Source organism: Micromonospora sp. NPDC004704, from assembly GCF_053601675.1.
Window position 1 is genome coordinate 60,546 of sequence record NZ_JBSGCD010000024.1, and the last position, 22,735, is coordinate 83,280.

The 22,735-nt window shown below is 72.1% G+C and carries 21 protein-coding genes and 3 pseudogenes; 12 read left to right on the top strand and 12 right to left on the bottom strand.

Translation table 11 applies throughout. From position 1 onward, the window contains the following. Nucleotide 1: 1 nt before the first annotated feature. Nucleotides 2–388, bottom strand: coding sequence for a MerR family transcriptional regulator (locus ACWEFB_RS27055; protein WP_452289790.1), 387 nt, complete (start codon nucleotides 386–388; stop codon nucleotides 2–4). A gap of 152 nt (nucleotides 389–540) precedes the next feature. Between ACWEFB_RS27055 and ACWEFB_RS27060 the strand changes: the two genes are divergently transcribed. From ACWEFB_RS27060 to ACWEFB_RS27070, 3 genes and pseudogenes are all read left to right on the top strand, one after another. Next, nucleotides 541–1,308, top strand: a complete 768-nt coding sequence (locus ACWEFB_RS27060) for an ABC transporter ATP-binding protein (protein ID WP_452289792.1) — start codon at nucleotides 541–543, stop codon at nucleotides 1,306–1,308. Further along, on the top strand, nucleotides 1,305–2,060 hold the full coding sequence (locus ACWEFB_RS27065; protein ID WP_452289794.1) for an ABC transporter permease: 756 nt from the start codon (nucleotides 1,305–1,307) through the stop codon (nucleotides 2,058–2,060). Before ACWEFB_RS27060 ends, ACWEFB_RS27065 begins: the two co-directional genes overlap by 4 nt. A 31-nt stretch (nucleotides 2,061–2,091) precedes the next feature. Beyond that, nucleotides 2,092–2,685: pseudogene (locus tag ACWEFB_RS27070) on the top strand (TetR/AcrR family transcriptional regulator); the annotation flags it as partial. Between the two features lie 116 nt (nucleotides 2,686–2,801). Here ACWEFB_RS27070 and ACWEFB_RS27075 read toward each other — a convergent pair. After that, nucleotides 2,802–3,611, bottom strand: coding sequence for a DUF2470 domain-containing protein (locus ACWEFB_RS27075; protein WP_452289796.1), 810 nt, complete (start codon nucleotides 3,609–3,611; stop codon nucleotides 2,802–2,804). 75 nt (nucleotides 3,612–3,686) lie between these two features. On the opposite strand from ACWEFB_RS27075, the gene rpsD reads away from it, so the two are divergent. Then, on the top strand, nucleotides 3,687–4,295 hold the full coding sequence (gene rpsD, locus ACWEFB_RS27080) for a 30S ribosomal protein S4 (RefSeq protein ID WP_452289798.1): 609 nt from the start codon (nucleotides 3,687–3,689) through the stop codon (nucleotides 4,293–4,295). Nucleotides 4,296–4,388: 93 nt separating this feature from the next. On the opposite strand, the gene ACWEFB_RS27085 is transcribed toward rpsD, so the two are convergent. The 3 genes and pseudogenes from ACWEFB_RS27085 to ACWEFB_RS27095 all read right to left on the bottom strand — a co-directional run. Then, on the bottom strand, nucleotides 4,389–6,164 hold the full coding sequence (locus ACWEFB_RS27085; RefSeq protein WP_452289874.1) for an ABC transporter ATP-binding protein: 1,776 nt from the start codon (nucleotides 6,162–6,164) through the stop codon (nucleotides 4,389–4,391). A gap of 20 nt (nucleotides 6,165–6,184) precedes the next feature. Then, nucleotides 6,185–7,012 (bottom strand): annotated as a pseudogene (locus tag ACWEFB_RS27090) (ABC transporter ATP-binding protein); the annotation flags it as partial. 114 nt (nucleotides 7,013–7,126) lie between these two features. After that, nucleotides 7,127–8,242, bottom strand: a pseudogene (locus tag ACWEFB_RS27095) (ABC transporter transmembrane domain-containing protein); the annotation flags it as partial. Between the two features lie 162 nt (nucleotides 8,243–8,404). On the opposite strand from ACWEFB_RS27095, the gene ACWEFB_RS27100 reads away from it, so the two are divergent. Both ACWEFB_RS27100 and ACWEFB_RS27105 read left to right on the top strand, forming a co-directional pair. Then, nucleotides 8,405–9,034: a TIGR03085 family metal-binding protein gene (locus ACWEFB_RS27100; protein WP_326556807.1), complete on the top strand. Its 630-nt coding sequence runs from the start codon at nucleotides 8,405–8,407 to the stop codon at nucleotides 9,032–9,034. A 392-nt stretch (nucleotides 9,035–9,426) separates the two neighbouring features. Then, a complete protein-coding gene (locus ACWEFB_RS27105; protein ID WP_326556806.1) occupies nucleotides 9,427–10,380 on the top strand; it encodes a terpene synthase family protein in 954 nt (317 codons plus the stop codon). Nucleotides 10,381–10,398: 18 nt separating this feature from the next. Here ACWEFB_RS27105 and ACWEFB_RS27110 read toward each other — a convergent pair whose 3' ends face one another. After that, nucleotides 10,399–10,887 carry a septum formation initiator gene (locus ACWEFB_RS27110; RefSeq protein WP_452289801.1) on the bottom strand — a complete coding sequence of 163 codons (489 nt, stop codon included), beginning with the start codon at nucleotides 10,885–10,887 and terminating at the stop codon, nucleotides 10,399–10,401. Between the two features lie 112 nt (nucleotides 10,888–10,999). Between ACWEFB_RS27110 and ACWEFB_RS27115 the strand changes: the two genes are divergently transcribed. The 3 genes from ACWEFB_RS27115 to ACWEFB_RS27125 all read left to right on the top strand — a co-directional run bounded on the left by ACWEFB_RS27115 (nucleotide 11,000) and on the right by ACWEFB_RS27125 (nucleotide 13,632). Further along, nucleotides 11,000–11,695 (top strand): response regulator transcription factor, encoded by a 696-nt coding sequence (locus tag ACWEFB_RS27115; protein WP_452289803.1) that lies wholly within the window; start codon nucleotides 11,000–11,002, stop codon nucleotides 11,693–11,695. Next, nucleotides 11,692–13,020 carry a sensor histidine kinase gene (locus tag ACWEFB_RS27120; RefSeq protein WP_452289805.1) on the top strand — a complete coding sequence of 443 codons (1,329 nt, stop codon included), beginning with the start codon at nucleotides 11,692–11,694 and terminating at the stop codon, nucleotides 13,018–13,020. Before ACWEFB_RS27115 ends, ACWEFB_RS27120 begins: the two co-directional genes overlap by 4 nt. Nucleotides 13,021–13,122: 102 nt before the next feature. Then, the gene (locus ACWEFB_RS27125) at nucleotides 13,123–13,632 is read left to right on the top strand and encodes a PepSY domain-containing protein (RefSeq protein WP_452289807.1); all 510 of its coding nucleotides are present in this window, start codon (nucleotides 13,123–13,125) and stop codon (nucleotides 13,630–13,632) included. A 113-nt stretch (nucleotides 13,633–13,745) separates the two neighbouring features. On the opposite strand, the gene ACWEFB_RS27130 is transcribed toward ACWEFB_RS27125, so the two are convergent. Beyond that, complete coding sequence (locus tag ACWEFB_RS27130) at nucleotides 13,746–14,975, bottom strand: S8 family peptidase (RefSeq protein WP_452289809.1); 1,230 nt, start codon at nucleotides 14,973–14,975, stop codon at nucleotides 13,746–13,748. Nucleotides 14,976–15,225: 250 nt separating this feature from the next. Here ACWEFB_RS27130 and ACWEFB_RS27135 point away from each other — a divergent pair, with 250 nt between their 5' ends. Further along, nucleotides 15,226–17,052: an AMP-dependent synthetase/ligase gene (locus tag ACWEFB_RS27135; RefSeq protein WP_452289811.1), complete on the top strand. Its 1,827-nt coding sequence runs from the start codon at nucleotides 15,226–15,228 to the stop codon at nucleotides 17,050–17,052. 93 nt (nucleotides 17,053–17,145) lie between these two features. On the opposite strand, the gene yczR is transcribed toward ACWEFB_RS27135, so the two are convergent. Next, the gene (gene yczR, locus ACWEFB_RS27140; protein WP_452289813.1) at nucleotides 17,146–18,606 is read right to left on the bottom strand and encodes a MocR-like transcription factor YczR; all 1,461 of its coding nucleotides are present in this window, start codon (nucleotides 18,604–18,606) and stop codon (nucleotides 17,146–17,148) included. Between the two features lie 60 nt (nucleotides 18,607–18,666). On the opposite strand from yczR, the gene yczE reads away from it, so the two are divergent. Together yczE and ACWEFB_RS27150 are read left to right on the top strand one after the other, a co-directional pair. Then, on the top strand, nucleotides 18,667–19,329 hold the full coding sequence (gene yczE, locus ACWEFB_RS27145; RefSeq protein ID WP_452289815.1) for a membrane protein YczE: 663 nt from the start codon (nucleotides 18,667–18,669) through the stop codon (nucleotides 19,327–19,329). A gap of 103 nt (nucleotides 19,330–19,432) precedes the next feature. After that, nucleotides 19,433–19,894 carry a hypothetical protein gene (locus ACWEFB_RS27150; protein ID WP_452289817.1) on the top strand — a complete coding sequence of 154 codons (462 nt, stop codon included), beginning with the start codon at nucleotides 19,433–19,435 and terminating at the stop codon, nucleotides 19,892–19,894. A 110-nt stretch (nucleotides 19,895–20,004) separates the two neighbouring features. On the opposite strand, the gene hisF is transcribed toward ACWEFB_RS27150, so the two are convergent. From hisF to ACWEFB_RS27170, 4 genes are all read right to left on the bottom strand, one after another. Beyond that, on the bottom strand, nucleotides 20,005–20,778 hold the full coding sequence (hisF, locus tag ACWEFB_RS27155) for an imidazole glycerol phosphate synthase subunit HisF (protein WP_452289819.1): 774 nt from the start codon (nucleotides 20,776–20,778) through the stop codon (nucleotides 20,005–20,007). A 73-nt stretch (nucleotides 20,779–20,851) separates the two neighbouring features. Next, nucleotides 20,852–21,853, bottom strand: a complete 1,002-nt coding sequence (locus ACWEFB_RS27160) for an NADP-dependent oxidoreductase (protein WP_452289821.1) — start codon at nucleotides 21,851–21,853, stop codon at nucleotides 20,852–20,854. Further along, complete coding sequence (locus ACWEFB_RS27165; protein WP_452289876.1) at nucleotides 21,850–22,275, bottom strand: organic hydroperoxide resistance protein; 426 nt, start codon at nucleotides 22,273–22,275, stop codon at nucleotides 21,850–21,852. The genes ACWEFB_RS27160 and ACWEFB_RS27165 overlap by 4 nt, the downstream gene beginning before the upstream one ends. A 5-nt stretch (nucleotides 22,276–22,280) precedes the next feature. Next, entirely contained in the window at nucleotides 22,281–22,730 is a 450-nt protein-coding gene (locus ACWEFB_RS27170) for a MarR family winged helix-turn-helix transcriptional regulator (RefSeq protein ID WP_326556794.1), read from the bottom strand. Nucleotides 22,731–22,735 lie beyond the last annotated feature (5 nt).

Sequence of the window (22,735 nt, forward strand, 5' to 3'; positions counted from 1 at the left end):
GCTAACCGGCCCGTTCGAGTTGCCCGTACACCTCGATCTTGAAGTTGAGTACGGCCAGGTCCTGTTCCAGCTCGGCCATCCGGGCCAGGACCCGGTCCCGGTGGGCCTCGAACAGCTCGCGTCGCGCGCCCAGCGTCCGGTCGCCCTGCCGGGCCAGCTCGGCGTAGCGGCGCATGTCGCGTACGGGCATGCCGGTGCGGCGCAACCGGGTGAGCAGCATCAGCCAGTCGACGTCGCCCCCGGTGTAGCGCCGCCGTCCGGCGGAGTCCCGCCCGACCGGTGCGACCAGCCCCTCCTGCTCGTACCAGCGCAGCGTGTACGCGGTGAGACCGACCCGGTCGGCGGCCTCGCTGACGGTGAGTGTCGTCTCGTCCAGGCGGGTGTCCATCGATACAGGTTCCCAGTTCGAGTGCGCTCGAAGTCAAGGGGTGTGCGCGGGACGGCCGGCGGTCGGGAACCGGACTTGGGGGCGATTGCCGGGCGACAAGATTTCAACTAGCGTTGAGTTCATCAAGCGTTGAATTTATTCGAGGAGGCGCGATGAACCCCGCGATCGAGGTCACCGACCTCGTCGTCGACCGTGGCAGGCGACGGGTGTTGCACGGCCTGACCTGCGCTTTACCCAAGGGCAGCGTCACCGGACTGCTCGGCCCGAGCGGGAGCGGCAAGACCACCCTGCTGCGGGCCGTGGTCGGCGTACAGCTCGTCACCTCCGGCACGGTCACCGTGCTCGGTCAGCCCGCCGGCACCGCCGCGCTGCGCCGCCGGGTCGGCTACCTGACCCAGGCCCCGAGCGTCTACACCGACCTGACGGTCCGGGAGAACGCCCGGTACTTCGCCGCCCTCCAGGGGCGCTCCGCCGCCGACGCCGACCGGGCGGTCGCCGACGTCGGCCTGGCCCCGGCGGCGACCCAGCTCGTCGGGACCCTGTCGGGCGGCCAGCGCAGCCGGGCGTCGCTGGCCTGCGCCATCGTCGGCCAACCCGACCTGGTCATCCTCGACGAGCCGACGGTCGGTCAGGACCCGGTGCTGCGGGCCGAGCTGTGGGACCGGTTCCACGCCATGGCCGCCGCCGGCACCACCCTGGTCGTCTCCAGCCACGTCATGGACGAGGCCGCGCGCTGCGACCGGCTCCTGCTGATCCGCGAGGGCCGGCTGATCGCCGACGACACCCCCGATGCCGTACGCGCCAGCGCCGGCACCGACGACCTGGAGGAGGCGTTCCTCCGGCTGATCCGACGCACCGAGGCGGAGCGCGGCGAGGCGCAGCCGACCCCGGTCGCCACCGATGGAACGGTGACCCGATGAACCCGAGACTGCTGGCCGCGACCACCGGCCGAATCCTGCGCCAGCTCCGGCACGACCGGCGTACGGTAGCGCTGCTGGTCGTGGTGCCGAGCGTGCTGCTGGCCCTGCTCTACTTCATGTTCGCCGACCAGCCCACCGTGCCCGGCCAGCCGAGCACCTTCGACCGGATCGCACTGATCATGCTCGGCGTCTTCCCGTTCGTGATCATGTTCCTGGTGACCAGCATCGCGATGCTGCGCGAGCGCACCTCCGGCACGCTGGAACGGCTGCTCACCACCCCACTGGGCAAACTCGACCTGCTGTTCGGGTACGGCGTCGCGTTCGGCCTCGCGGCGGCGATCCAGGCCGGGGTGGCGGCCGGGGCGGCGTACTGGCTGTTCGATCTGGACACCGCCGGTGCCGCCGGCCTGGTCATCCTGATCGCGGTGGTGAACGCGGTGCTGGGGGTCGCCCTCGGGCTGCTCTGCAGCGCCTTCGCGCAGACCGAGTTCCAGGCCGTACAGTTCATGCCGGTCGTGGTGCTGCCACAGATCCTGCTCTGCGGTCTGTTCGTCGGTCGTGGGCAGATGTCCGGCTGGCTCCAGGCGGTCAGCGACGTCCTGCCACTGTCGTACGCGGTCGAGGCGCTGCAACAGGTCGGCGCCCACACCGAACCGACCGGCACGATGTGGCGGGACCTGGCGGTCGTGCTCGGTGCCGTACTGGTGGCCCTGGTCCTCGCCGCCGCCACCCTGCGGCGCCGGACCGGCTGACCGCGCGGAACGGGAACAACGAAGGACGGCGATGGCACGACGGACCGGACGGCGGCCGGGCAATCCCGACACCCGCGAGGCGATCCTCACCTCGGCCCGGGACGCGTTCGCCGAACGCGGCATCGACGGTGCGTCGATCCGGACGATAGCGGCCGGCGCCGGGGTGGACCCGGCGCTGGTCCACCACTACTTCGGCACCAAGGACAAGCTCTTCCTGGCCGTGATGAACGTGCCCTTCGACCCGTCCGAGCTGCTGCCGCAGATCGTGGCCGGCGGGTCGGACGGGATCGGTGAACGGCTGGTACGGACCTTCCTGCGGATCTGGGACTCGCCCGCCGGTGCGGCCGGCGTCGCCCTGCTCCGGTCGGTGATCAGCAACGAGTGGGCGGCCCGGCTGATGCGCGACTTCGTGGTCACCCAGATCCTCCGGCGGGTCGTGGCCGGGCTGGACCTGTCCCCGGCCGAGGCCCCGTTGCGCACCTCCCTGGTCGCCTCCCAACTGGTCGGCCTGGCCATGGCCCGGTACCTGCTCAGGATCGAGCCGCTGGCCCACACCCCGGCCGAGATCGCCGTGGCCGCCATCGCCCCGACCGTGCAGCGCTACCTGACCGGCGACCTGACCGGCGTCTTCGAACCGGCGACCGACGTGGAGCCGGCGACCGGGGCCCAGCCCTCGACCGACGTGGAGCCGGCGACCGGGGCCCAACCGCCGACGGGCGTGGAGCCCGCGACCGGCGTGGTCTAGTTCGGTCCGGCCGGGCTCGCTTCGGCCGAGTTCGGCTCGGCCGGGCTCAGGCCGGCGATCGGGGCGTGCCGGGTCGGCCAGAGGACCGGGTGCAGCAGCTGGACCAGGTCGGCGTGGTCGCGTACCGGGCGGGGGAAGGCCAGCCGGGCGCGGTAGCGGGAACCCGGTTCGCCGAGCATCACCACGAAGCCGTACCGGTCGAGCCGGACCACGCGCGGCGGCGGCCCGGACCGGTGCCGGGCGGCGGGTTCGCCGAGCTGCCGGAGTACGAACTCGGCGATCTCCGACTGGTGGTGGTCGGCCAGGTCCTCCAGGAGTTCCCGCTCCAGGTGGTGCAGCGGGTCCGGTTCGGCGGCGCCGTACTCGGCCGGGTCGATGTGGATGGTGTCGGCGTCCCGCTCCAACCGGACCTCGGCCGGCTCGAACCGGTACAGGGCGAACCGGCCGCCGACGTCGAGCAGGTCACCGGTGGGGTCGACGTCGGCGTAGTCCAGTGCCGCCTGGCGGGCCTCGGCACCTTCGAGCAGTGCGGCCCAGCCCGAGATCCAGACCCGGCCCAGGGCCGGCGAGCCGGCGGCCGGCGGCAGGTCGCGTACGTCGAGCACCAGCGCCGTGTCGTCGGTGCCGGGCTCCGGCCGCAGGGCGAGAGCGAGGTCGTCGACGACCGAGACCAGTAACAGCACCCGACCGAGCGCGTCGGTGACGTGCCGGGTGCGGTGCGGCCCCGGGTGGTTGGCGACGTAGGCGGTGCCGGCGAGTCGACCGGCCGCCAGTGTGCGGGCGACCTCGGCGGGACTGGGCTGCATGACCGTACCTCCTGCGGGTGAATTAGGGTGGGCTAAGTTAGGGCAGGCTAACCTACGAACCCGGGAGACGTCCACGTGAACCAGGCAAGACCCAAGGTCCGAATTTCCCGCGCCCTCGGCATCCCGCTCACCCCCAAGTGCGTGAAGTACTTCGAGCGCCGCCCGTACCCGCCGGGCGTGCACGGGCGCTCACGCCGCAAGACCTCGGACTACCAGGTACGACTGTTGGAGAAGCAGCGCCTGCGGCACCAGTACAACGTCAGCGAGACCCAGCTCCGGCGGGCCTTCGACGACGCCGTACGACTCGAGGGCAAGACCGGCGAGAACCTGGTCACGCTGCTGGAGCGGCGCCTCGACGCGGTGGTGCTCCGGGCCGGGCTGACCCGCACCATCTACCAGGCCCGGCAGCTCGTGGCGCACGGGCACTTCTCGGTGGACGGGGTCAAGGTCGACCGCCCGTCCTACCGGTTGCGCCCCGGCCAGACCATCCGGGTACGCGAGCGCAGCCTGCAGAAGCCGCCGTTCCAGCTCGCCGCCGCCGGTGCGCACGCCAGCGAGCGAACCGCCCCGTACCTGTCGGTCAGCCTCACCGACCTCACCGTGACCGTGATCCGCCCCCCACTCCGCCGCGAGATCCCCATCATCTGCGACGAGCAACTCGTAGTCGAGTTCTACTCCCGCTGACCCCCCTCCCCACGTCGATCTAGGGCATATGGTGGTATCTAGAGATCAACTCACCACCATATGCCCTAGATCAGCGCTGTTTTTGGGGGCGGGTCAGCGGGTTTGTTCCAGCCAGGAGGCGTAGAGGAGGGCGTAGGTGGAGGTGGGGTCGAGGATCAGGTCGTCGTGGGGGCCGCGTTGGACGATCCGGCCCCGGTCGACCACGATCACCTCGTCGGCCGCCTGGGCGGTGGAGAGGCGGTGTGCGATCGCCACCGTGGTACGGCCCCGGGTGACGGCGTCCAGGGTGCGTTGCAGGCGTACCTCGGTCGCCGGGTCGACGGCGCTGGTCGCCTCGTCCAGCACCAGCAGGTCCGGGTCGGCCACGTACGCCCGCGCCAGGGCGACGAGCTGCCGCTCCCCCACGCTCAGCGCCTCGCCGCGCTCGCCGACCCGGGTGTGCAGCCCGTCCGGCAGCCCGTCGACCCAGTCGGACAGGCCGAGTTCGGCGAAGGTGGCCGCCAGTTCCTCGTCCGAGCAGCCCGGACGGCCGAAGCGGACGTTCTCCGCCACGGTCGAGTCGAACAGGAAGCCGTCCTGGGGGACCATCACCACCCGCGAACGCAGCGACGAGAACCGCACCCGGTCCAGCGGGGCGCCGGAGAGCAGCACCGTACCGGTGGTGGGGTCCATCAGCCGGGTGAGCAGCTTGGCGAAGGTGGTCTTGCCGCTGCCGGTCTCGCCCACCACCGCGACCCGGCTCTTCGCCGGGATGTCCACGGTGATGTCGGTCAGGACCGGCGGGCCGCCCGGATAGGCGAAGCCGATCTCGGCGAACCGTACCTCGATCGGCCCCTCGGGCAGGTCCACACCCTGCTCACCGGGGTCGGCCACGTCCGGGGCCAGGTCGAGTACGTCGAGCACCCGGCGCCACCCGGCAACCGCGTTCTGCGCCTCGTTGAGCACCTCGGTGGCGATCTGCACCGGCTGGATGAAGAGCGTGACCAGGAACAGGAACGCGGTGAGCTGGCCGATGCTGAGCGTCCCGTCGACGCCGAGCCGGACCCCGAGCACGACCACCGCGGCCAGCGCCAGGCCGGCCGAGATCTCCCCGGTGGAGAAGCTGACCACGCTGGTCCGGATGGCCTTCTGCTGGGCGGTGCGCTGCCCGTCGATGGCCTCGTCGATCCGGGCCGCGGTCCGCCCGGAGACGCCGTACGCGCGGATCACCGAGGCGCCGACGACGCTCTCCGCGATCGCGCCGAGCAGGGCGCCCATCCGCTGCCGGACCACGCCGTACACCTTGGCCAGCCGCTTCTGGAAGGCCCGGATGACCAGGACGGCGGGGACGAACGCGGCGAACACCACCAGCGTGAGCTGCCAGGAGTAGACCGCCATCACGATCGCGGTCACCACCACCTGGCCGGCGCTGATCAGCAGGATCACGCCACCCCACTGGAGGAACTGGGTGATCTGGTCGACGTCGCTGGTGACCCGGGAGACGAGCGAGCCGCGCCGCTCCGACTGCTGGTGCAGCATCGAGAGGTCGTGCACGTGCCGGAAGGCGCGGGTGCGTACCCCGGCAAGTGCCGTCTCGCTCACGGTGAACAGCCGGCGCATCATCAGGTAACCGCAGATAGTGGTCAGCACCAGGACCACGGCGGTCACCGCGACCACCACGCCGACCACGCCGAGGTCCGGGCCGCCGGGCGCCCGCAGGCCGCGGTCGATGCCCTGTTGGATCGCCACCGGTACGGCAGCCCGCCCGATCATCGACACCAGCGCGAACGCGAGGGTGCCGGCGAGACCGGTACGCAGTTCGGGGGAGAGTGCCAGGCCGCGCCGCAACGTACGCCAGGTGCCCTCGGTCGGTTCGGTGCCGCCACCGATGGCGGTTGCCGCGTCGGTGCTCACGCGACCACCTCGCTGACGTCGCCGTCGACCGTCACGCCGCGCGCACCGGCACCGGTCGGCGGATCGGGCTCGACCGGCTCGTCCACGTACGCCTTCTCCCGCTCTCGTTCGGCCTCCGCCTTCTCGTAGGCGGTGACCAGGTCGGCGTAGCCCGGCACGGTCGCCAGCAGTTCGGGGTGCGTGCCACGGGCGATCACCCGACCCTGCTCGACGTAGATGACCTCGTCGGCCAGGGCGATGGTGGCCCGGCGGTACGCCACCACCAGGATCGACGCGGCCGGGCCGGTGGACCCGTCGGCCCCGGTCGGCGGGCCGCCCCGGCTCAGCGCGGCGAGGATCGCCGCCTCGACCCGTGGGTCGACCGCGCTGGTCGCGTCGTCGAGCACCAGCAGTCGCGGCCGTCCGGCCAGCGCGCGGGCCAGGGTGAGCCGCTGGCGCTGCCCGCCGGACAGCGACGTGCCGCGCTCGCCGACCATCGTGTCCAGCCCGTCCGGCAGGGCGGAGATGAACCCGTCCGCCTCGGCCAGCCGCAGCGCCGCCCAGACCGCCTCGTCGTCGATCCCTGGCCGGTCGAGGGTGATGTTGGCCCGGACCGTGTCGTCGAAGACGAACGGCACCTGCGCCACCAGGGCCACGGTGTCGGTGAGCGAACCGGCGGTCAGCGACCGTACGTCGACGTCGTCCAGGCTCACCGTCCCGGACTGCGGGTCGACCAGCCGTACGGCGAGCGAGACGATGGTCGACTTGCCGGAACCGGTCGGCCCGACCAGGGCGACGGTGCGGCCGGGCGGGACGGTGAACGAGACCTCGTGCAGCACCGGGATCCGGGCCGAGCGCACCCGCTCCGGCGGAACCAGGTCTCCGGACGGGGAGGGGTCGGCGGGGCCGGTGGCGCGGGCCGGATCGGTCGGGCCGCCCGGATCGGCGGCACCGGTGGGACCGCCGAGCCCGGAGTCGGCCCAGTCCGGGGGTTCGTAGCCGAACCCGACCCGGTCGAAGACGAGGGTGGCCGGTGCGTGGTCGTGCCGGTCCAGCACGGTCTGCCCGTACGGCATGTCGCCGGTGGCGGTGAGGACCCGCTGGACCCGGTCCCAGCCGGCGACGCTGCGCGGCAGCTCGGCGAGCACCCACCCGATCGCGCGTACGGGGAAGGCCAGCACGGTGAACAGGAAGGCGACGCTGACCAGTTCGGTCACCGTGACCGCGCCCTCGCGCAGCCGGAACGCCCCGACCAGCAGGACGGCCAGGGTGCCGAGGCTGGGCAGGGTGTCGAGCATCGGGTCGAAGACGCCGCGCAGCCGGCCGACCGAGATCAGCGCGTCGCGCAGCTCACCGGCCTGTACGGCGAACCGGGCGGTCTCCTGCGCCTCCCGGCCCATGGTCTTGACCACCAGGGCACCGTCGAAGCTCTCGTGGGCGATCGCGCTGACCTCGGCCCGGAGCTGCTGGGCTCGGGCCTGGCGGGGGGCCATCCGGCGGGAGTAGATGACGTTGAGCGCGAACAGCGCCGGGAAGATCGCCATGCCGACCATGGCCAGCACCCAGTCGGTGGCGAACAGCGACCCGATCGCGGCGACCAGCATGACCAGGGTGCCGACGGCGAAGGGCAGCGGGGCGATCGGGTACCAGGTGGCCTCGACGTCGGAGTTGGCGTTGGAGAGCAGGGTTCCGGTGGCGTGCCGGTGGTGCCAGGACAGCGGCAGGTCCAGGTAGCGGCGGGTGACCCGGCGCCGGTACGTCGCCTGGAGCCGGTACTGCATGTAGCCGGCGGCGATCCGGCGGCCGAAGACGCCCAGCACCTTGAACAGGCTGACCCCGACCAGGGCGGCGGCGGCGATCGCGACCAGCCCGGCGTCGGCCCGCCCGTCGGTGATCGACGGGACCACCACGTTCCCGACGATCGCCCCGACCACGTACGCGCTGGCGATGGTGACCAGCCCGAAGAGCACGCTGCCACTCACGGCCACGACGAAGATCCGGGGTTCCTCCCGGATCGCCCAGCCGAGCACCCGCAGCCCCCGCCCGAGCACATCCCGACTTGTCCTGTTCGCCACTCGCTCCCCCGCCGTAAGCCATGCTTGTCCACCCCATCCTTACCGATCTGGGTGGTCGGTGACGATCTGGGTCCGATTGTGTCTGCCGTCACAGCAATCCTTACCCGCCCCGGCCGTCCCTCCCCCGAGCCGCCCGCGCCGATCACGCCTACGATCGACAACATGCCGCGGTACGCCGATTCGGAACGCCAGTCGCTCGCCGACCTCCTGCTCACCCTCGGCCCCGACGCACCGACCATCAACGAGGGCTGGGAGACCCGGCACATGGCCGCCCACCTGGTGCTCCGGGAGCGCCGGCCGGACGCCGCCGCCGGGATCATGTTCCGCCCGCTGGCCGGTCGCACCGAGCGGCTGTTGCAGAAGATGGCCGCCGAGCCGTACGACGGCCTGATCGCCCGGCTGCGCCGCCCACCCCGCTGGGGGCTGATCACCAACCCGCTCGTCAACGAGCTGGCCAACGGTCTGGAGTTCCTCGTCCACCACGAGGACGTACGCCGGGCCCAGCCGGACTGGCAGCCCCGTGACCTGTCGCCGGGGCACCAGGCGGCGGTCTGGAAGCAGTTGCCGATGATGGCCCGGATGGCACTGCGCCGGTTCCCGGCCGCGGTGGTCGTGCACGCGCCCGGCCACGGCGAGGGCTCCACCGGTGCCGGTGGGGAACCGGTACGCCTGGTCGGTGCGCCCAGCGAGCTGGCCCTGTTCCTGATGGGCCGGCAGCGGGTGGCCCGGGTGCAGCTCACCGGTTCGAACGCGCTGACCGAGCGGTTGCGTACGACCAAGCTCGGTAACTGAACCTCGCGCCTCCGTACGTCGGGCGCCCCGGTGGGTACCGCCCGCCGCAGCAAGCCGACGATTCGCCGACCGCGCGCAACTTGCACCGGATCCGGTAACCCGTTGGGCCCCCGGTGCCCGTAGGCTTCATCGCGCACCTCTCCCGGACACCGCGCCGCCCGGCGGCCCGTGGTGTCCGGTCCACCTCTCGGTCAACCTTCAACGGCGCGGACCCGATGCGGCGGGTCACGAGCGGTTGGGTGGGCAGGAGGCGTTCACCGGCACATCCCCCGCTGGTGGCCCGGCCGCGATCGTCCGGCCGGTCCGTCCGAGAAGGACGGTGGCCAGCGTGCCGTGCGCGTCTCGCCACCCCGCCGCCGCCTGTCGCTGGAGGCCGTGCGACAGGGGGCAACATGCGGTCCTTCGCCGTGGCGGCACTCACCCCGCCGCCGTTTCCGGCGCACCTCAACCCGCACGCCGCCGAGTCGGCTGCGCGGTCCGCCCGGTGGGCGGCCGAACTCGGCCTGATCGTGACGACCGACGCCGCCCGGCGACTCGACCGGGCGAACGCCGGTGACCTCGCCGGACGAGCCTGCCCGGACGCCGACCCGGATCGGCTCGACCTGCTCACCGACCTGGTGACCTGGCTGTTCGCCTTCGACGACGCGTGCGACGACGACGGGCTCGGTGCCGATCCGGGTCGGCTGTCGCCGGTGGTGAGCCGGCTGCTCGACGTACTCGACCTGCTCGGTGAACCGCCGCCCCCGGCGGTCCTCGCCGCCGCCGGCCCCACCGGCGCCGGACTGCACGACCTGTGCCGGCGGCTGCGCCACAACAACCGGCCCGACCTGCTGGTGCGGTTCGCCGCACGGTTCCGCGACTACCTGCTCGCCCTGCTCTGGGAGGCCGCGAACCGGGAGCACCACCGGGTGCCGGCGATCAGCGAGTACATCCAGATGCGACGGCACACCGGTGCCGTACATCCGAGTTTCGTACTGACCGACCACGCCCGGGACGCCCGGCCGGGGGCGGCGGCGCTCGCCGATCCCCGACTGTCCGAACTGGACCGCTGGGCGGCCGACCTGGTCTGCTGGTGCAACGACGTCTTCTCGTACGGCAAGGAGCGGCTGCTGGAACAGGACGGGCACAACCTGACCCTGGTGATCGCCCGGGAGACCGGGCAGGACGAGCACACCGCGCTGCTCGACGCGGCCGGGCGGTTCAACCACGGACTCGACGCGTACCTCCGGTTGGAGGAGGTGGTGCTCGACGGCGCCGAGCCGGCGGTCACCCGGTTCGTGGCGGGACGACGGGACTGGATCCGGGCCACCTACGACTGGTCCCTGAACGCCACCAGGTACGCCTGACCCGGTGAGGGCCGGCCGTCAGTCGTCGTCCAGGCTCCAGGACTCGACCGGCTGGCCGGCCTCGCACCGGACCCGTACCTCGATCTTCCGGGCGGAACTCTCGAAGGTCACCTCGGCGTCGTCGTCGGGACCGCGCTCCACCTCACTCGCCGCGTAGCCCTGTGCCGGCGCCCAGGAGACCAGCCACACGTCGTCCCCCCGGCACTGCGCCACCACCGTGCCGCCGGGCGTGGAGAGCACCCTGTCCGACGCCGGCGGGGTCGGGCCGGCAGATCCGGACGGACCGGCGCTCGGCGTGGCGGCCGGTACCTCGGCGGTGTCACCGGGCGGGAGCGGCGTATTGGCCGGCGCGGCCAGCGCACGCGCCACCTCGTCGGCGCTGCGCACCTCACCGGCCGGACCGGTGAGCTCGGCACCGATCAGCTCCACCGCGGCCAGCCCGGTGCCCGTGGCGGCAGCCGCGGCGACCAGCCAGCCGGCCAGAGCGAGCAGGGTACGTCGAGCCATCCTCCGACTATGCCCCGCCGACCGTTAACAGTGGGACCGGACAACCCTAAGGAACGGTAAAGCCGGCCCGCGTACCCGCGATTCGGGATACCGGCCGGATAACGTGCGTGCTGTGGCCCGTCTACTGCTCATCGAGGACGATCCGGCGATCCGTACCCCGCTGCTGCGTGCCCTGCGCGAACGCGGTCACGCGGTCGCCGCCGCCGGCACCGCGATGACCGGGCTGCAGACCGTGCTGGAGGACCGTCCGGACCTGGTGGTGCTCGACCTCGGCCTGCCCGATCTGGACGGACTGGAACTGCTGCGGATGCTGCGCGCGGTGACCGCCGTGCCGGTGATCATCGCGACCGCGCGCGACGACGAGGCCGAGATCGTCCGCGGCCTCGACGCGGGCGCGGACGACTACGTGGTCAAGCCGTTCACCGCGGCCCAGCTCGATGCCCGGGTCCGCGCGGTACTCCGGCGCGGCGCCGGCCAGCCGGGAGCAGCCGCCGCCGTGCTTGTTGTCGGCGGCCTGCGCGTGGACCCGTCGGCCCGCCAGATCAGCCTCGCCGGTACGCCGGTGGAACTCACCCCGCGCGAGTTCGACCTGCTGCACTATCTCGCCGGCCGGGCCGGTCAGGTGGTGAGCAAGCGGGAACTGCTCACCCAGGTCTGGCAGGTGCCGTACGGCGGCGCGGACAAGACCGTCGACGTGCACCTGTCCTGGCTGCGACGCAAGCTCGGGGAGACCGCCGACGCACCGCGTTACCTGCACACCGTACGCGGGGTCGGCATCCGGCTCGACGCGCCGCCGGAGGACCGGTGAGACGGCGGCTGGCGCTGCTGGTCACCGCCACCATGTGCCTGGTGCTGCTCGCCTTCCTGGTGCCGCTGGCACTGCTGCTGCGTACGGTCGCCCGGGACCGGGCCGTGGTGGCCGCCAGCGTCGACGTGCAGGGCCTGGTCCCGCTGGCCGGCAGCGCCGCCCCGGACGAACTGCGCCGGGGCGCCGCCCAGACGGCCGCCGCGACCGGCCGCCCGATCACCGTCTTCCTGCCCGACGGCACGGTGCTGGGCGCGTCGGCACCCCGGACCGACGGGGTACGACTGGCGTCGCGGGGCGAGAGCCTGACCGTGGACCTGGACAGCGGCCGGGAGATCCTGGTCGCCGTCGCGGGACGGCCGGACGGGGTCGCGGTGATCCGTACCTTCGTGCCGGAGGACGAACTGGTCCGCGGGGTCCACCGGGCCTGGTTGGTCCTCGCCGGGCTCGGGGTCGCGCTGCTCCTGCTCGGCCTCTTCGTCGCCGACCGGCTGGCCCGCTCCCTGGTCGTCCCGATCACCGAACTCGCCACGGTCTCCCACCGACTGGCCCGCGCCGAACTGGACGCCCGCGCCCGACCGGCCGGACCACCGGAACTGCGGGACGTGGCCACCGCACTCAACCACCTGGCCGGGCGGATCCAGGAACTGCTCCGGGAGGAACGCGAGCAGGTGGCGGACCTGTCGCACCGGTTGCGTACGCCGTTGACCGCGCTCCGGCTGGAGTCCGAGTCGCTGGCCGAGCCGGAGGACGCCAGCCGGATCACCGCCCAGGTGGACGCGCTGGAACGGGCGGTCACCGGGCTGATCAGGCAGGCCCGGTGGCGGGGCGAGAGTGCCGGCGAGGCCGGCTGCGACGCCGCCCGGGTGGTCCGGGACCGGGTGGAGTTCTGGTCGGTGCTGGCCGAGGACACCGGCCGCCGGGTCGACCTCGACCTGGTCGACGGGCCGCTGCCGGTCGGGCTGCCCCCGGACGAACTGGCCGCGGTGGTGGACGCGTTGCTCGGCAACGTCTTCGCGCACACCCCGGACGGGACCGGCTTCGCCGTCGGTCTCGCTCCTCGACCCGGCGGTGGCGCCCTGCTCACGGTGGCCGACGAGGGGCCGGGACTGCCGGCGGCGCTGGTGCATCCGGCGGCACTGGTCCGGCGGGGCACGAGTTCCGCCGGTTCGACCGGCCTCGGCCTGGACATCGCCCGCCGGGCCGCGGAGGTCAGCGGTGGTCGGCTCCGGCTCTCCGCCGGTCCGACGGGCGGGGCACGGGTGGCGGTCGAACTGGGTCCGCCCCGGCCCGCGCCGGTGACCCGCGGGCTCGGGTCCCGGCCTTAACCTCGCCTTAGCACTCACACAGCGCGCCGCTATCCACCGCCGGGCGAACCTTTTGTGCGACACAGTCAGTTGGGCGACACAGCCCGTTCGAGGAGGTTCGCCGTGAACCGCAAGACTTTGATCCTGATCACCGGTGGGGCGATCGCCGCCGTCGTGGGCACCGGGATCGGTGCCGCCGCCGCCGGGGCGGACAACAACCGGACGAACTCGACCGCGCTCGCCATGCCGACCGGGACGCCGAGCGGCGACCCCGGCGCGACCCCGACCGCCCAGCCGTCGACCGGGCTGTCCGGCAGCCCGGCGCCGAGCGCCACCGGCGTACCGACCGGTACGGCGAGCGGCACGCCGGCCGGGACCGGTGAGATCGGGCGCGACCGGGCCACCGAGATCGCGCTCGGCCGCTCCGGCGGTGGACAGGTCACCGAGGTGGAGCGGGAGCAGGAGCACGGTCGGGAGGTCTGGAGCGTGGAGATCACCAAGGACCGGACCGAGTACGAGGTGGACGTCGACGCGGTCAACGGGGAGATCGTGAAGGCCGAGGACGAGCCCGCCGACTCGGACGACGACGACAACGACGGGGACGACAAGGACGACGACGACAGCGACGACTGAGGGCCGGTCCTGTCGTCACCGCCCGCGGTGACCTGACGAGCCGGTGCCCGGCTCGGCTCCCCTCGGGGACGCCGGGCCGGGCACCGTTTCGTTCGGGTGGTCGAGCGGAGGGGTCAGTTGACCACGAAGAGCAGGCGGTTCGGCGAACCGCTGCCGGGGTTGGTGACCACGTTCTGGGTCGCGTTGTTGTAGAGGTAGTTGCGTACCTGGGTCGGGGTGTAGGTCGGGTTGGTCGAGAGCACCAGTGCCGCCGCGCCGGCCACGTGCGGCGAGGCCATCGACGTACCGCTGATGCTGTTGGTCGCGGTGTTGCTGGTGTACCAGGCCGAGGTGATCGACGAACCCGGCGCGAAGATGTCCAGGCAGGTGCCGTAGTTCGAGTACGACGCGCGGGCGTCGGTGCTGGTGGTGGCGCCGACGGTGATCGCCGAGGCGGTACGGGCCGGGGACGAGTTGCAGGCGTTGGCGCTGGAGTTGCCGGCCGCCAGGGCGTACGTCACGCCGGAGCTGATCGAGCTGGCGACCGCGTTGTCCAGCGCGGTGCTGGCGCCGCCACCGAGGCTCATGTTGGCCACCGCGGGCTTCACCGCGTTCTGGGTGACCCAGTTGACGCCGGCGATGACACCGGCGTTGGTGCCGCTGCCGGAGCAGTTGAGCACCCGTACGCCGACCAGTCGGACCGCCTTGGCCACCCCGTACGCGGAGCCGCCGACGGTGCCGGCGACGTGCGTGCCGTGCCCGTTGCAGTCGTCGGCCGAACCGCCGTCGACCGCGTCGTAACCGCTGGTGGCCCGGCCGCCGAAGTCGTTGTGCGAGAAGCGGATGCCGGTGTCGATGATGTACGCCCGCACGTTGCTGGCGGTGTTCGGGTACGTGTACGACCGGTTCAACGGCAGGTTGCGCTGGTCGATGCGGTCCAGCCCCCAGGACGGCGGGTTGGTCTGGGTGGCGTTGATCGACACCACCTGGTCCTGCTCGACGTACGCGACGTCGGGGTGGGCGGCGAGGCGCTGGGCCGCCTTGGCGCTCAGCCGGGCCTCGAAGCCGTTCAGGGCCGCGCCGTACACCTGGGCGACGCTGCCGCCGTACTTGTCGGCCAGTTCGCCGGCCTTGGTCGGTACCGCCGTGGCGGCCCGTGCCGTGCCGGCCGCCGCGCCGACGGCGCCGTCCTTGAGGACCACGATGTAGCTGCCCGCGACCGCGTTCGGGCTACCCGCGAGCCGTACCTCGCCGGTTGCCGGTGCGGCGGCCGCCGGGGTGGTGGTGGCTACCGCGGCGGTCGCCGCCGCGACGAAGATTCCGAGCGCCAGCCGGCGCGCGTAGCGCAAGTCCGCACGTGTCATCTTCCGACTCCTCCCTGACCGTCCCGAGATGGATCGATCGAGGTCAGCCTATGTAATAACATCATCTGCGCTCTATATCGAAATCCTCATATCACGCACCGACCGGCCCATCGGGGTACCGGCCTTTCGGCTACTGAGCGCCCCGGTCGCTCCGGGGGTAGCCGAGCCGGACCCCACGCAATACTGTCTAGTAACCAACATTTAACGTGATGCCCGTCACGCACCCATATTCGGAAGGCTGACCCCCCTCATGGCTTTCGACCTCCCGTACCGGTCCGTCCCGGACATGTTCCTGCAGCGCGTCACCGCCACCCCCGACCGGCAGGCGTTCGGTTACCCCGCCCCGGACGACTCCGGCCCGGTCTGGTTGACCTGGTCACAGGTCGGCCAGCGGGCCAAGGCGGTCGCCGCCGGCCTGCGCGAACTCGGCGTCGGGCGGGAGGACCGGGTGGCGATCCTGGCCAACACCCGGCTCGACTGGGTCGTCGCCGACCTCGGCATCATGTGCGCGGGTGGCGCGACCACCACGGTCTACCCGACGACCGAGCCGCAGGACGCCAGTTTCATCGTGGCCGACTCCGGCTCCCGGGTGCTGATCGCGGAGAACGCCACCCAGGCCGGCAAGATCGCCGGGGCGGACCTGCCCGCGCTGACCCACGTCGTCCTGATCGACGGCACCGCCGACCCGGCCGCCGCCATCCCCCAGATCACCCTCGCCGACCTGGAGATCCGGGGTACGCAGGCACTCGACCGGGACCCCGACCTGATCGAGCGGATCGTGGCGGAGATCGGCGGGGACGACCTGGCCACCCTGATCTACACCTCGGGCACCACCGGCCGACCCAAGGGCGTCGAGCTGCTGCACGCCGGTTGGGTCTGGGAGGGCGTACGCCAGGCCGAGTTCGAGCTGCTCCGGCCGGACGACCTGCAGTACCTCTGGCTGCCGCTGTCGCACTCGTTCGGCAAGACACTGATCTGCGGCGTGATCCACGTCGGCCTGCCGACCTACGTCGACGGGCGGGTGGACAAGCTGGTCGACCTGCTCTCCGTGGTCCGGCCGACGCTGATGTGCGGGGCGCCCCGGGTGTTCGAGAAGGTCTACAACAAGACCGTCACCACGGCGCAGTCCGGCGGTGGGGCCAAGGCGAAGATCTTCGCCTGGGCGGTCCGTACCGGCCGGGAGAAGGTCCGGCTCGAACAGGCCGGCTCCCCGGTGCCCGGCGGGCTCGCGTTCCGCTACCGGCTGGCCGAGAAGCTGGTCTTCAGCAAGCTGCAGGCCCGGCTCGGCGGGCGGATCCGGGTGATGGTCTCCGGGGCCGCACCGCTGAGCCCGGAGATCGGCGCGTTCTTCGCCGCCGCGAACCTGCCGATCTCGGAGGGGTACGGGCTGACCGAGACCAGCGCCGGCAACTTCGTCAACCGCCCCGGCAAACTCAGGATCGGTACGGTCGGACAGCGCCTCGGCGACCTGGAATGCAAGATCGACTCCGACGGTGAGGTGCTGCTGCGCGGCGCCCCGGTGATGCGCGGTTACCACAACCTGCCCGAGGAGACCGCCGCCGCGTTCACCGAGGACGGCTTCTTCCGCACCGGTGACATCGGGACACTCGACGAGCAGGGCTACCTGAAGATCACCGACCGGAAGAAGGACCTGGTCAAGACGTCCGGCGGCAAGTACATCGCGCCGTCGCACATCGAGGGCCTGTTCAAGGCGCTGTGTCCGTACACCTCGCAGGCGCTGGTGATCGGCCAGGCCCGCAACTACTGCGTCATGCTGGTCACCCTGGACCCGGACGCCATCGCCGGCTGGGCGGTCGGCGGCCCGCTGGCCGGCAAGCCGTACGCCGAGATCGTCGGCTCCGCCGAGGTACGCGCCATGGTCGACGGCTACGTGCAGGAGCTGAACGGCAAGCTCAACCGCTGGGAGACGATCAAGAAGGTCAGCATCCTGCCCCGCGACCTGACCATCGAGGACGGGGAGCTGACCCCCTCACTGAAGATCAAGCGTCGCGGCGTGGAGGCGAACTTCGCCGACGAGATCGACAAGTTGTACCAGGGCTCGCTCGCCGAGATCTGATCCCCACCGCGCTCGGCCGCTCCCCCGGTCGAGGGTCAGGAAGGGCCCCTTGCCTCGGAATCCGACAACGGGGGCCCTTCCCGACGCGCAGTCTCACGCGATGACGGCGGGTTCTCTCCACTGCGGACGGGCGGCGGAGCGGTCCAGGTCGTAGCGGACCGCCGCGATCCGGTGCACCGCCTCCACCAGGTCCGCGGCCTGCAGGGTGAACGGCAGCCGCAGGAAACGTTCGAGGGTGCCGTCCAGCCCGAACCGGGGACCGGGGGCCAGCCGTACGCCGACCTCCTCGGCGGCCCGGGACAGGGCACTGGAGATCGGCCCGTCCAGCTCCGCCCAGAGGGTCACCCCGCCCTGCGGCACGGTGACCTGCCAGTCCGGCAGCGACTCACGCAACACGGCGAGCAGGGCGTCGCGCTGCTCGGCCAACTGGGCCCGGCGGGCGGCCACGATCGTCGGGGCGTCGGCGAGCAGGCGTACGGCGACCAGTTGGTCCAGCACCGGGCTGGCCATGTCGACACCGACCCTGGCCGCCGCCAGCCGCTGCACCTGGGGCGCCGAGGCGCGTACCCAGCCGATGCGCAGGCCGCCCCAGTATGGCTTGCTCATGCCGCCGATCGAGATCACCCGGGAGTGCCGGTCGAAGACGGCCGCGGGCGGTGGCATCGGGGCGTCGGTCAGCGGCAGGTCCACGAAGGACTCGTCGACGACCAGGTCGGTGCCACCGGCGTGGGCCGCCGCGACCACCCGCTCGCGCAGGTCGGCCGACATCAGGTGCCCGGTCGGGTTCTGGAACTCCGGGATCAGGTAGGCCAGTCGTGGCCGGCTCTGGCGCAACGCACTGAGCAGCAGTTCCCCGTCCCACCCGGAGCCGCCCGGCGCCAGGCCGTGGGTGGCGATCCGGGCCCGCCGTGCGGCCAGCGCGGCCAGCGCGTTCGGATAGGTGGGCGACTCGACCAGTACGCTGCCGCCGGTCGGCAGGGCCAGCCGCAGCACCAGATCCAGCGCGTGCTGGGTGCCACTGGTGACCATGATCTGCTCGGCGCTGGTCGGCAGTCCGCGATCGGTGTAACCGCAGGCGATCGCCTCGCGCAGTTCGACGATGCCGGTCGGGTGGTAACCGGCGCCGCCGAGGTAGCGGGGCAGGTCCTCGGCGGCGGCGCGGGCGGCCGGCACCAGTTGGGCCGGTGCGGCGAGCGCGGCGCAGCCGAGGTCGATCATGTCGAGGTCGTCCTGCGGGGTCCACAGACCGGAGCTGGCGACCCGGTGTCCACCGGGGAGCATGGTCCAGCTTCCGGCGCCGCGCCGGCTGTTGAGGTGGCCGCTCTCGCGCAACTCCCGGTACGCGGCGGTGACCGTGGTACGGCTGACCAGCAGCGCCTCGGCCAGCTCACGTTCGGCCGGGAGTCGTACGCCCAACGGCAGCCGACCGTCGGCGAGCAGCCCGCGTACGGAACTGGCGAGGGCGAGGTAGTCGGGACTGCGTCGGCGGCCCGGCAACGAGTGCCAGTGACCCAGCAGACGAGCCAATTGCGTGCCGCGTACCAGCACCGTCATGGCCACCCACCCTCAATTGGCTATCTTCCGGTCCTCGAATTGGTACTTAGAGTGGCATCCGTGACCCAGATTGGCAACCTCCGCGACCGGCTGACCCGGCGCCTCGTGCAGCTCTTCGCCGGCCTGATCCTCTACGGCTTCAGCATGGCGCTGATGCTTGAGTCGACGCTCGGCCTGGACCCGTGGGACGTCTTCCACCAGGGCCTGGCCGAACGCACCGGGCTCTCCTTCGGCACGGTGGTCATCCTGGTCGGCGCCCTGGTACTGCTGCTCTGGATCCCGCTGCGGCAACGCCCCGGCATCGGCACGGTCAGCAACGTGGTGGTGATCGGGCTGGTGGTCGACGCCGGGCAGTACGTCCTGCCCACCCCGTCGGCGCTCGCCGCCCGGATCGGGTTCCTGGTCGCCGGGATCCTGCTCAACGGGGTGGCCACCGGCCTCTACCTGGGTGCCCGACTCGGTCCCGGTCCCCGCGACGGGCTGATGACCGGCTTTGTCGCCCGCCGCCCGGGGCGCTCCATCCGGCTGGTCCGTACGGTGATCGAGGTCGGGGTGCTCGCGGTCGGCGTCCTGCTCGGCGGCACGGTCGGCGTCGGCACGGTCGTGTACGCCCTCGCCATCGGGCCGCTCGCCCACCTGTTCATCCCGATGTTCCACATCCCGCCCACCGCCGCCGGTCCGGCCCCCGGTCAGCCAGCCGCAGCAGGTGCCGGACAGGCATAGACAGGGTTCGTTGTCGCAGGTCCGGGGCTCGGGAGCGGGTGAGGCGGGAAACACAGTCCCCGCAATGGTTCCCTCCACGGCGATCACACGGCATCATTTCCCCATGGGGGATGAGGGGTGGCGTTGGGCGGACGCCTGGATCTTCGTGTCGCTCGTGATCGCCGGAGGCGCCGGGCGACACCGACGGTCCGCGACCACCCGCCGCCCCGAGGGCGTACGCCTCGCCGACGTCCTCTCCACCGCTGACCACCTCAACCACGCCATCCCCGGCCGGCACGAGGTGGAGGCGGCCGTACGCCGACTCGCCGGTGCCGAGCTGATCAACGTGGCGGACGGCTGGTTCCGGGTCACCCCGGCCGGCGAACACCTCTGGCGTACGCGCCCACGCGGCGGCCTGGCCAGCGCGGTCGAGACGGTGCACGCGGTGCTGAGCCGGCGAGCCGCTCCGGGCGAGGCCACGGACTGGGCCCTCGACGAGGAGGAACACGCCGCCGCGGTGCTCGAGTTTTCCGCCCGCACCACCATCCCCCACCCCCGCCGCTCCCCCGAGAACGACCCCGGATAGCGCGACGATCTTGCACTTGTGGTGGTACGCAAATCCGGATAAGCACCCCGATTCGGGCGCCACAACTGCAAGATCGTCGGAGCACCCGGACGGCCCGGCGGACGCGGGGATCAGCGGCGGGTTGGGTGGCCGGCGGTTTGGAGGGCGTGCTTGACGTCGCCGATGGTCAGTTCACCGAAGTGGAAGACGCTGGCGGCGAGGACCGCGTCGGCGCCCGCGTCGACCGCCGGGGGGAAGTCGGCCACCGCGCCCGCGCCACCGCTGGCGACCACCGGTACCTCGACCACCTGCCGGACCGCCCCGATCAGGGCCAGGTCGAACCCGGCCTTGGTGCCGTCGGCGTCCATCGAGTTGAGCAGGATCTCCCCGGCGCCCAGCTCGGCGGCCCGCCGCGCCCACTCGACCGCGTCCAACCCGGTCCCCCGGCGTCCGCCGTGGGTGGTGACCTCGAACCCGCTCGGCGTCGTGGTGCCGGCCGGTGCCCGGCGTACGTCCAGCGAGAGCACCAGGACCTGGCTGCCGAACCGTTCGGCGATCTCGGCGATCAGCTCCGGTCGGGCGATCGCGGCGGTGTTGACCCCGACCTTGTCGGCACCGGCACGCAGCAGGGTGTCCACGTCGGCGACCTTGCGTACGCCGCCGCCGACCGTCAACGGGATGAAAACCGACTCGGCGGTACGGCGTACCACGTCGAGCATGGTGCCCCGGTCGTCGACCGAGGCCGTCACGTCGAGGAAGGTCAGCTCGTCCGCACCGGCCCGGTCGTACGCGGCGGCCAGCTCGACCGGGTCACCGGCATCGCGCAGGTCGAGGAAGTTGACCCCCTTGACCACCCGCCCGGCGTCCACGTCGAGACAGGGGATCACGCGCACCGCCACGGTCATGGGTCGAGCTTAACCGTCCGCCCTGGCCGGACCGACCGCGCGGCGGTCAGGTCCGGCCGGGGTACGGACACCGTCAGAGACGTACCAGCATCTTGCCCAGGTTCTCGCCGCGGAGCAGGCCGAGGAACGCCGACGGGGCGTTGTCCAGGCCCTCGACCACGGTCTCGTCGTACTGGATCTGCCCGGAGCGCAGCCATCCGGACATCTCGCCGAGGAACTGCTCGCGCAGCCCGATGTGGTCGTGGATCAGGAACCCGCGCAGGGTGAGCCGCTTCGACACGGTCAGTGCCAGGTTGCGCGGTCCCGCCACCGGTTCGGTCGCGTTGTACTGGGAGATCATGCCGCAGATCGCCACCCGGCCGTGCAGCCGGAGCGAGGAGATCGCCGCCTCCAGGTGGTCGCCGCCGACGTTGTCGAAGTAGACGTCGATCCCGTCCGGCGCGGCCTCCTTCAGCGACTCCCGTACGGGCTGGTCGCGGTAGTTGAACGCGGCGTCGAAGCCGAGCGCGAGCAGGCGCTGCACCTTCTCCGCCGAGCCGGCGCTGCCGACCACCCGTCCGGCGCCCTTGAGCTTCGCGATCTGGCCGGCGACGCTGCCCACCGCGCCGGCGGCGGCCGAGACGAAGACGTCCTCGCCCGGCTGGAGCGCGGCGACGTCGACCAGCCCGGCGTACGCGGTCAGCCCGATCCCGCCGAGCGGGCCGAGGTACGCCGACACCGGTGCGACCTCCGGGTCGATCCGGTGCGCCCCCTGGGTGTCGAGTACGGCGTACTCCCGCCAGCCGAGGTTGTGCTGCACCAGGTCACCGGGCTGGAACGCGTCGGTCTCGCTGGCGATCACCTCGCCGATCGCAGCCCCGTACAGCGGTGCGTCGAGCTGGTACGGCGCCGCGTACGACTTGACGTCGTTCATCCGTCCGCGCATGTACGGGTCGACCGACATGAGCTGGTTGCGGACCAGGACCTGCCCCGGTCCGGGGTCCGGCACCTGCACCTTGACCAGGTTGAAGTTCTGCAGGGTGGGCCAGCCGTGCGGGCGGCTGGCGAGGTGGATCTCCCGGCCGGTGCGGCTCATCGGGTCTGCCCGAGCCGCAGGTCCACCTCGATGTTCCCGCGCACCGCGTTGGAGTAGGGGCAGACCTGGTGGGCCTGCTCGACGAGCTGCTCGGCGGCGGCCCGGTCGATCTCGGGCAGGTCGACCACGAGGGCCACGGCCAGGCCGAAGCCGGCGCCCTCGCCGCGTCCAATGCCCACCTCGGCGGTCACCACGGAGCCGGTGACGTCGGCCTTCGCCTTGCGCCCGAGCAGTTTGAGGGCGGAGTGGAAGCAGGCCGCGTAACCGGCGGCGAAGAGCTGTTCCGGGTTGCTGCCGCCGCCCTCGCCACCCATCTCCTTCGGCACCGCGAGGTCGATCTCCAGCGTTCCGTCGCTGGTACGCACCTTGCCGCCCCGGCCCTCGCCGGTGGACTGCGCCTCTGCCGTGTAGAGCACCTGCATGGTGATCACTGCTCCTTCTGCTGGTGGATCAGTTGGGTGATCTGGTTCAGGGTGCCGCGCAGCGCGACCAGGTCCGGCCCGGTCAGCCCGGTGGCCCGGACGATCCGCCGGGGCACCTGTTCGACCCGCTGGCGCAGCGCCCGTCCGGCGCCGGTCAGCTCGATCTCGACCAGGCGTTCGTCCCGGGCCGCCCGCCGCCGGGTCACCAGGCCGGCCCGCTCCAGCCGCTTGAGCAGCGGGGAGAGGGTGCCCGAGTCCAGGTGCAGTTCGGCGCCGAGTTGCTTGACCGTGGGTGGGTCGTCGGGCCGTTTCCAGAGCACGAGCAGGACCAGGTACTGCGGGTAGGTGAGCCCGAACTCGTCCAGGATCGGCCGGTAGAGGTCGGTGACGGCACGGGAGGTGGCGTACAGCGCGAAACAGACCTGCTGGTCCAGCGCCAGTTCGTCCACATCCATGAGGT

Bases quoted from the DNA above. Each gene is read 5' to 3' on its own strand.
- ACWEFB_RS27135 (WP_452289811.1), top strand. From the start codon at position 15,226: ATGGCTTTCGACCTCCCGTACCGGTCCGTCCCGGACATGTTCCTGCAG.
- hisF (WP_452289819.1), bottom strand. From the start codon at position 20,778: ATGACCGTGGCGGTGCGCGTGATCCCCTGTCTCGACGTGGACGCCGGG.
- ACWEFB_RS27060 (WP_452289792.1), top strand. From the start codon at position 541: ATGAACCCCGCGATCGAGGTCACCGACCTCGTCGTCGACCGTGGCAGG.
- ACWEFB_RS27075 (WP_452289796.1), bottom strand. From the start codon at position 3,611: ATGCAGCCCAGTCCCGCCGAGGTCGCCCGCACACTGGCGGCCGGTCGA.
- ACWEFB_RS27160 (WP_452289821.1), bottom strand. From the start codon at position 21,853: ATGAGCCGCACCGGCCGGGAGATCCACCTCGCCAGCCGCCCGCACGGC.
- ACWEFB_RS27130 (WP_452289809.1), bottom strand. From the start codon at position 14,975: ATGACACGTGCGGACTTGCGCTACGCGCGCCGGCTGGCGCTCGGAATC.
- ACWEFB_RS27170 (WP_326556794.1), bottom strand. From the start codon at position 22,730: ATGGATGTGGACGAACTGGCGCTGGACCAGCAGGTCTGTTTCGCGCTG.
- ACWEFB_RS27110 (WP_452289801.1), bottom strand. From the start codon at position 10,887: ATGGCTCGACGTACCCTGCTCGCTCTGGCCGGCTGGCTGGTCGCCGCG.
- ACWEFB_RS27065 (WP_452289794.1), top strand. From the start codon at position 1,305: ATGAACCCGAGACTGCTGGCCGCGACCACCGGCCGAATCCTGCGCCAG.
- ACWEFB_RS27100 (WP_326556807.1), top strand. From the start codon at position 8,405: ATGCCGCGGTACGCCGATTCGGAACGCCAGTCGCTCGCCGACCTCCTG.
- yczR (WP_452289813.1), bottom strand. From the start codon at position 18,606: ATGACGGTGCTGGTACGCGGCACGCAATTGGCTCGTCTGCTGGGTCAC.
- ACWEFB_RS27165 (WP_452289876.1), bottom strand. From the start codon at position 22,275: ATGCAGGTGCTCTACACGGCAGAGGCGCAGTCCACCGGCGAGGGCCGG.
- ACWEFB_RS27105 (WP_326556806.1), top strand. From the start codon at position 9,427: ATGCGGTCCTTCGCCGTGGCGGCACTCACCCCGCCGCCGTTTCCGGCG.
- ACWEFB_RS27055 (WP_452289790.1), bottom strand. From the start codon at position 388: ATGGACACCCGCCTGGACGAGACGACACTCACCGTCAGCGAGGCCGCC.
- ACWEFB_RS27150 (WP_452289817.1), top strand. From the start codon at position 19,433: ATGGGGGATGAGGGGTGGCGTTGGGCGGACGCCTGGATCTTCGTGTCG.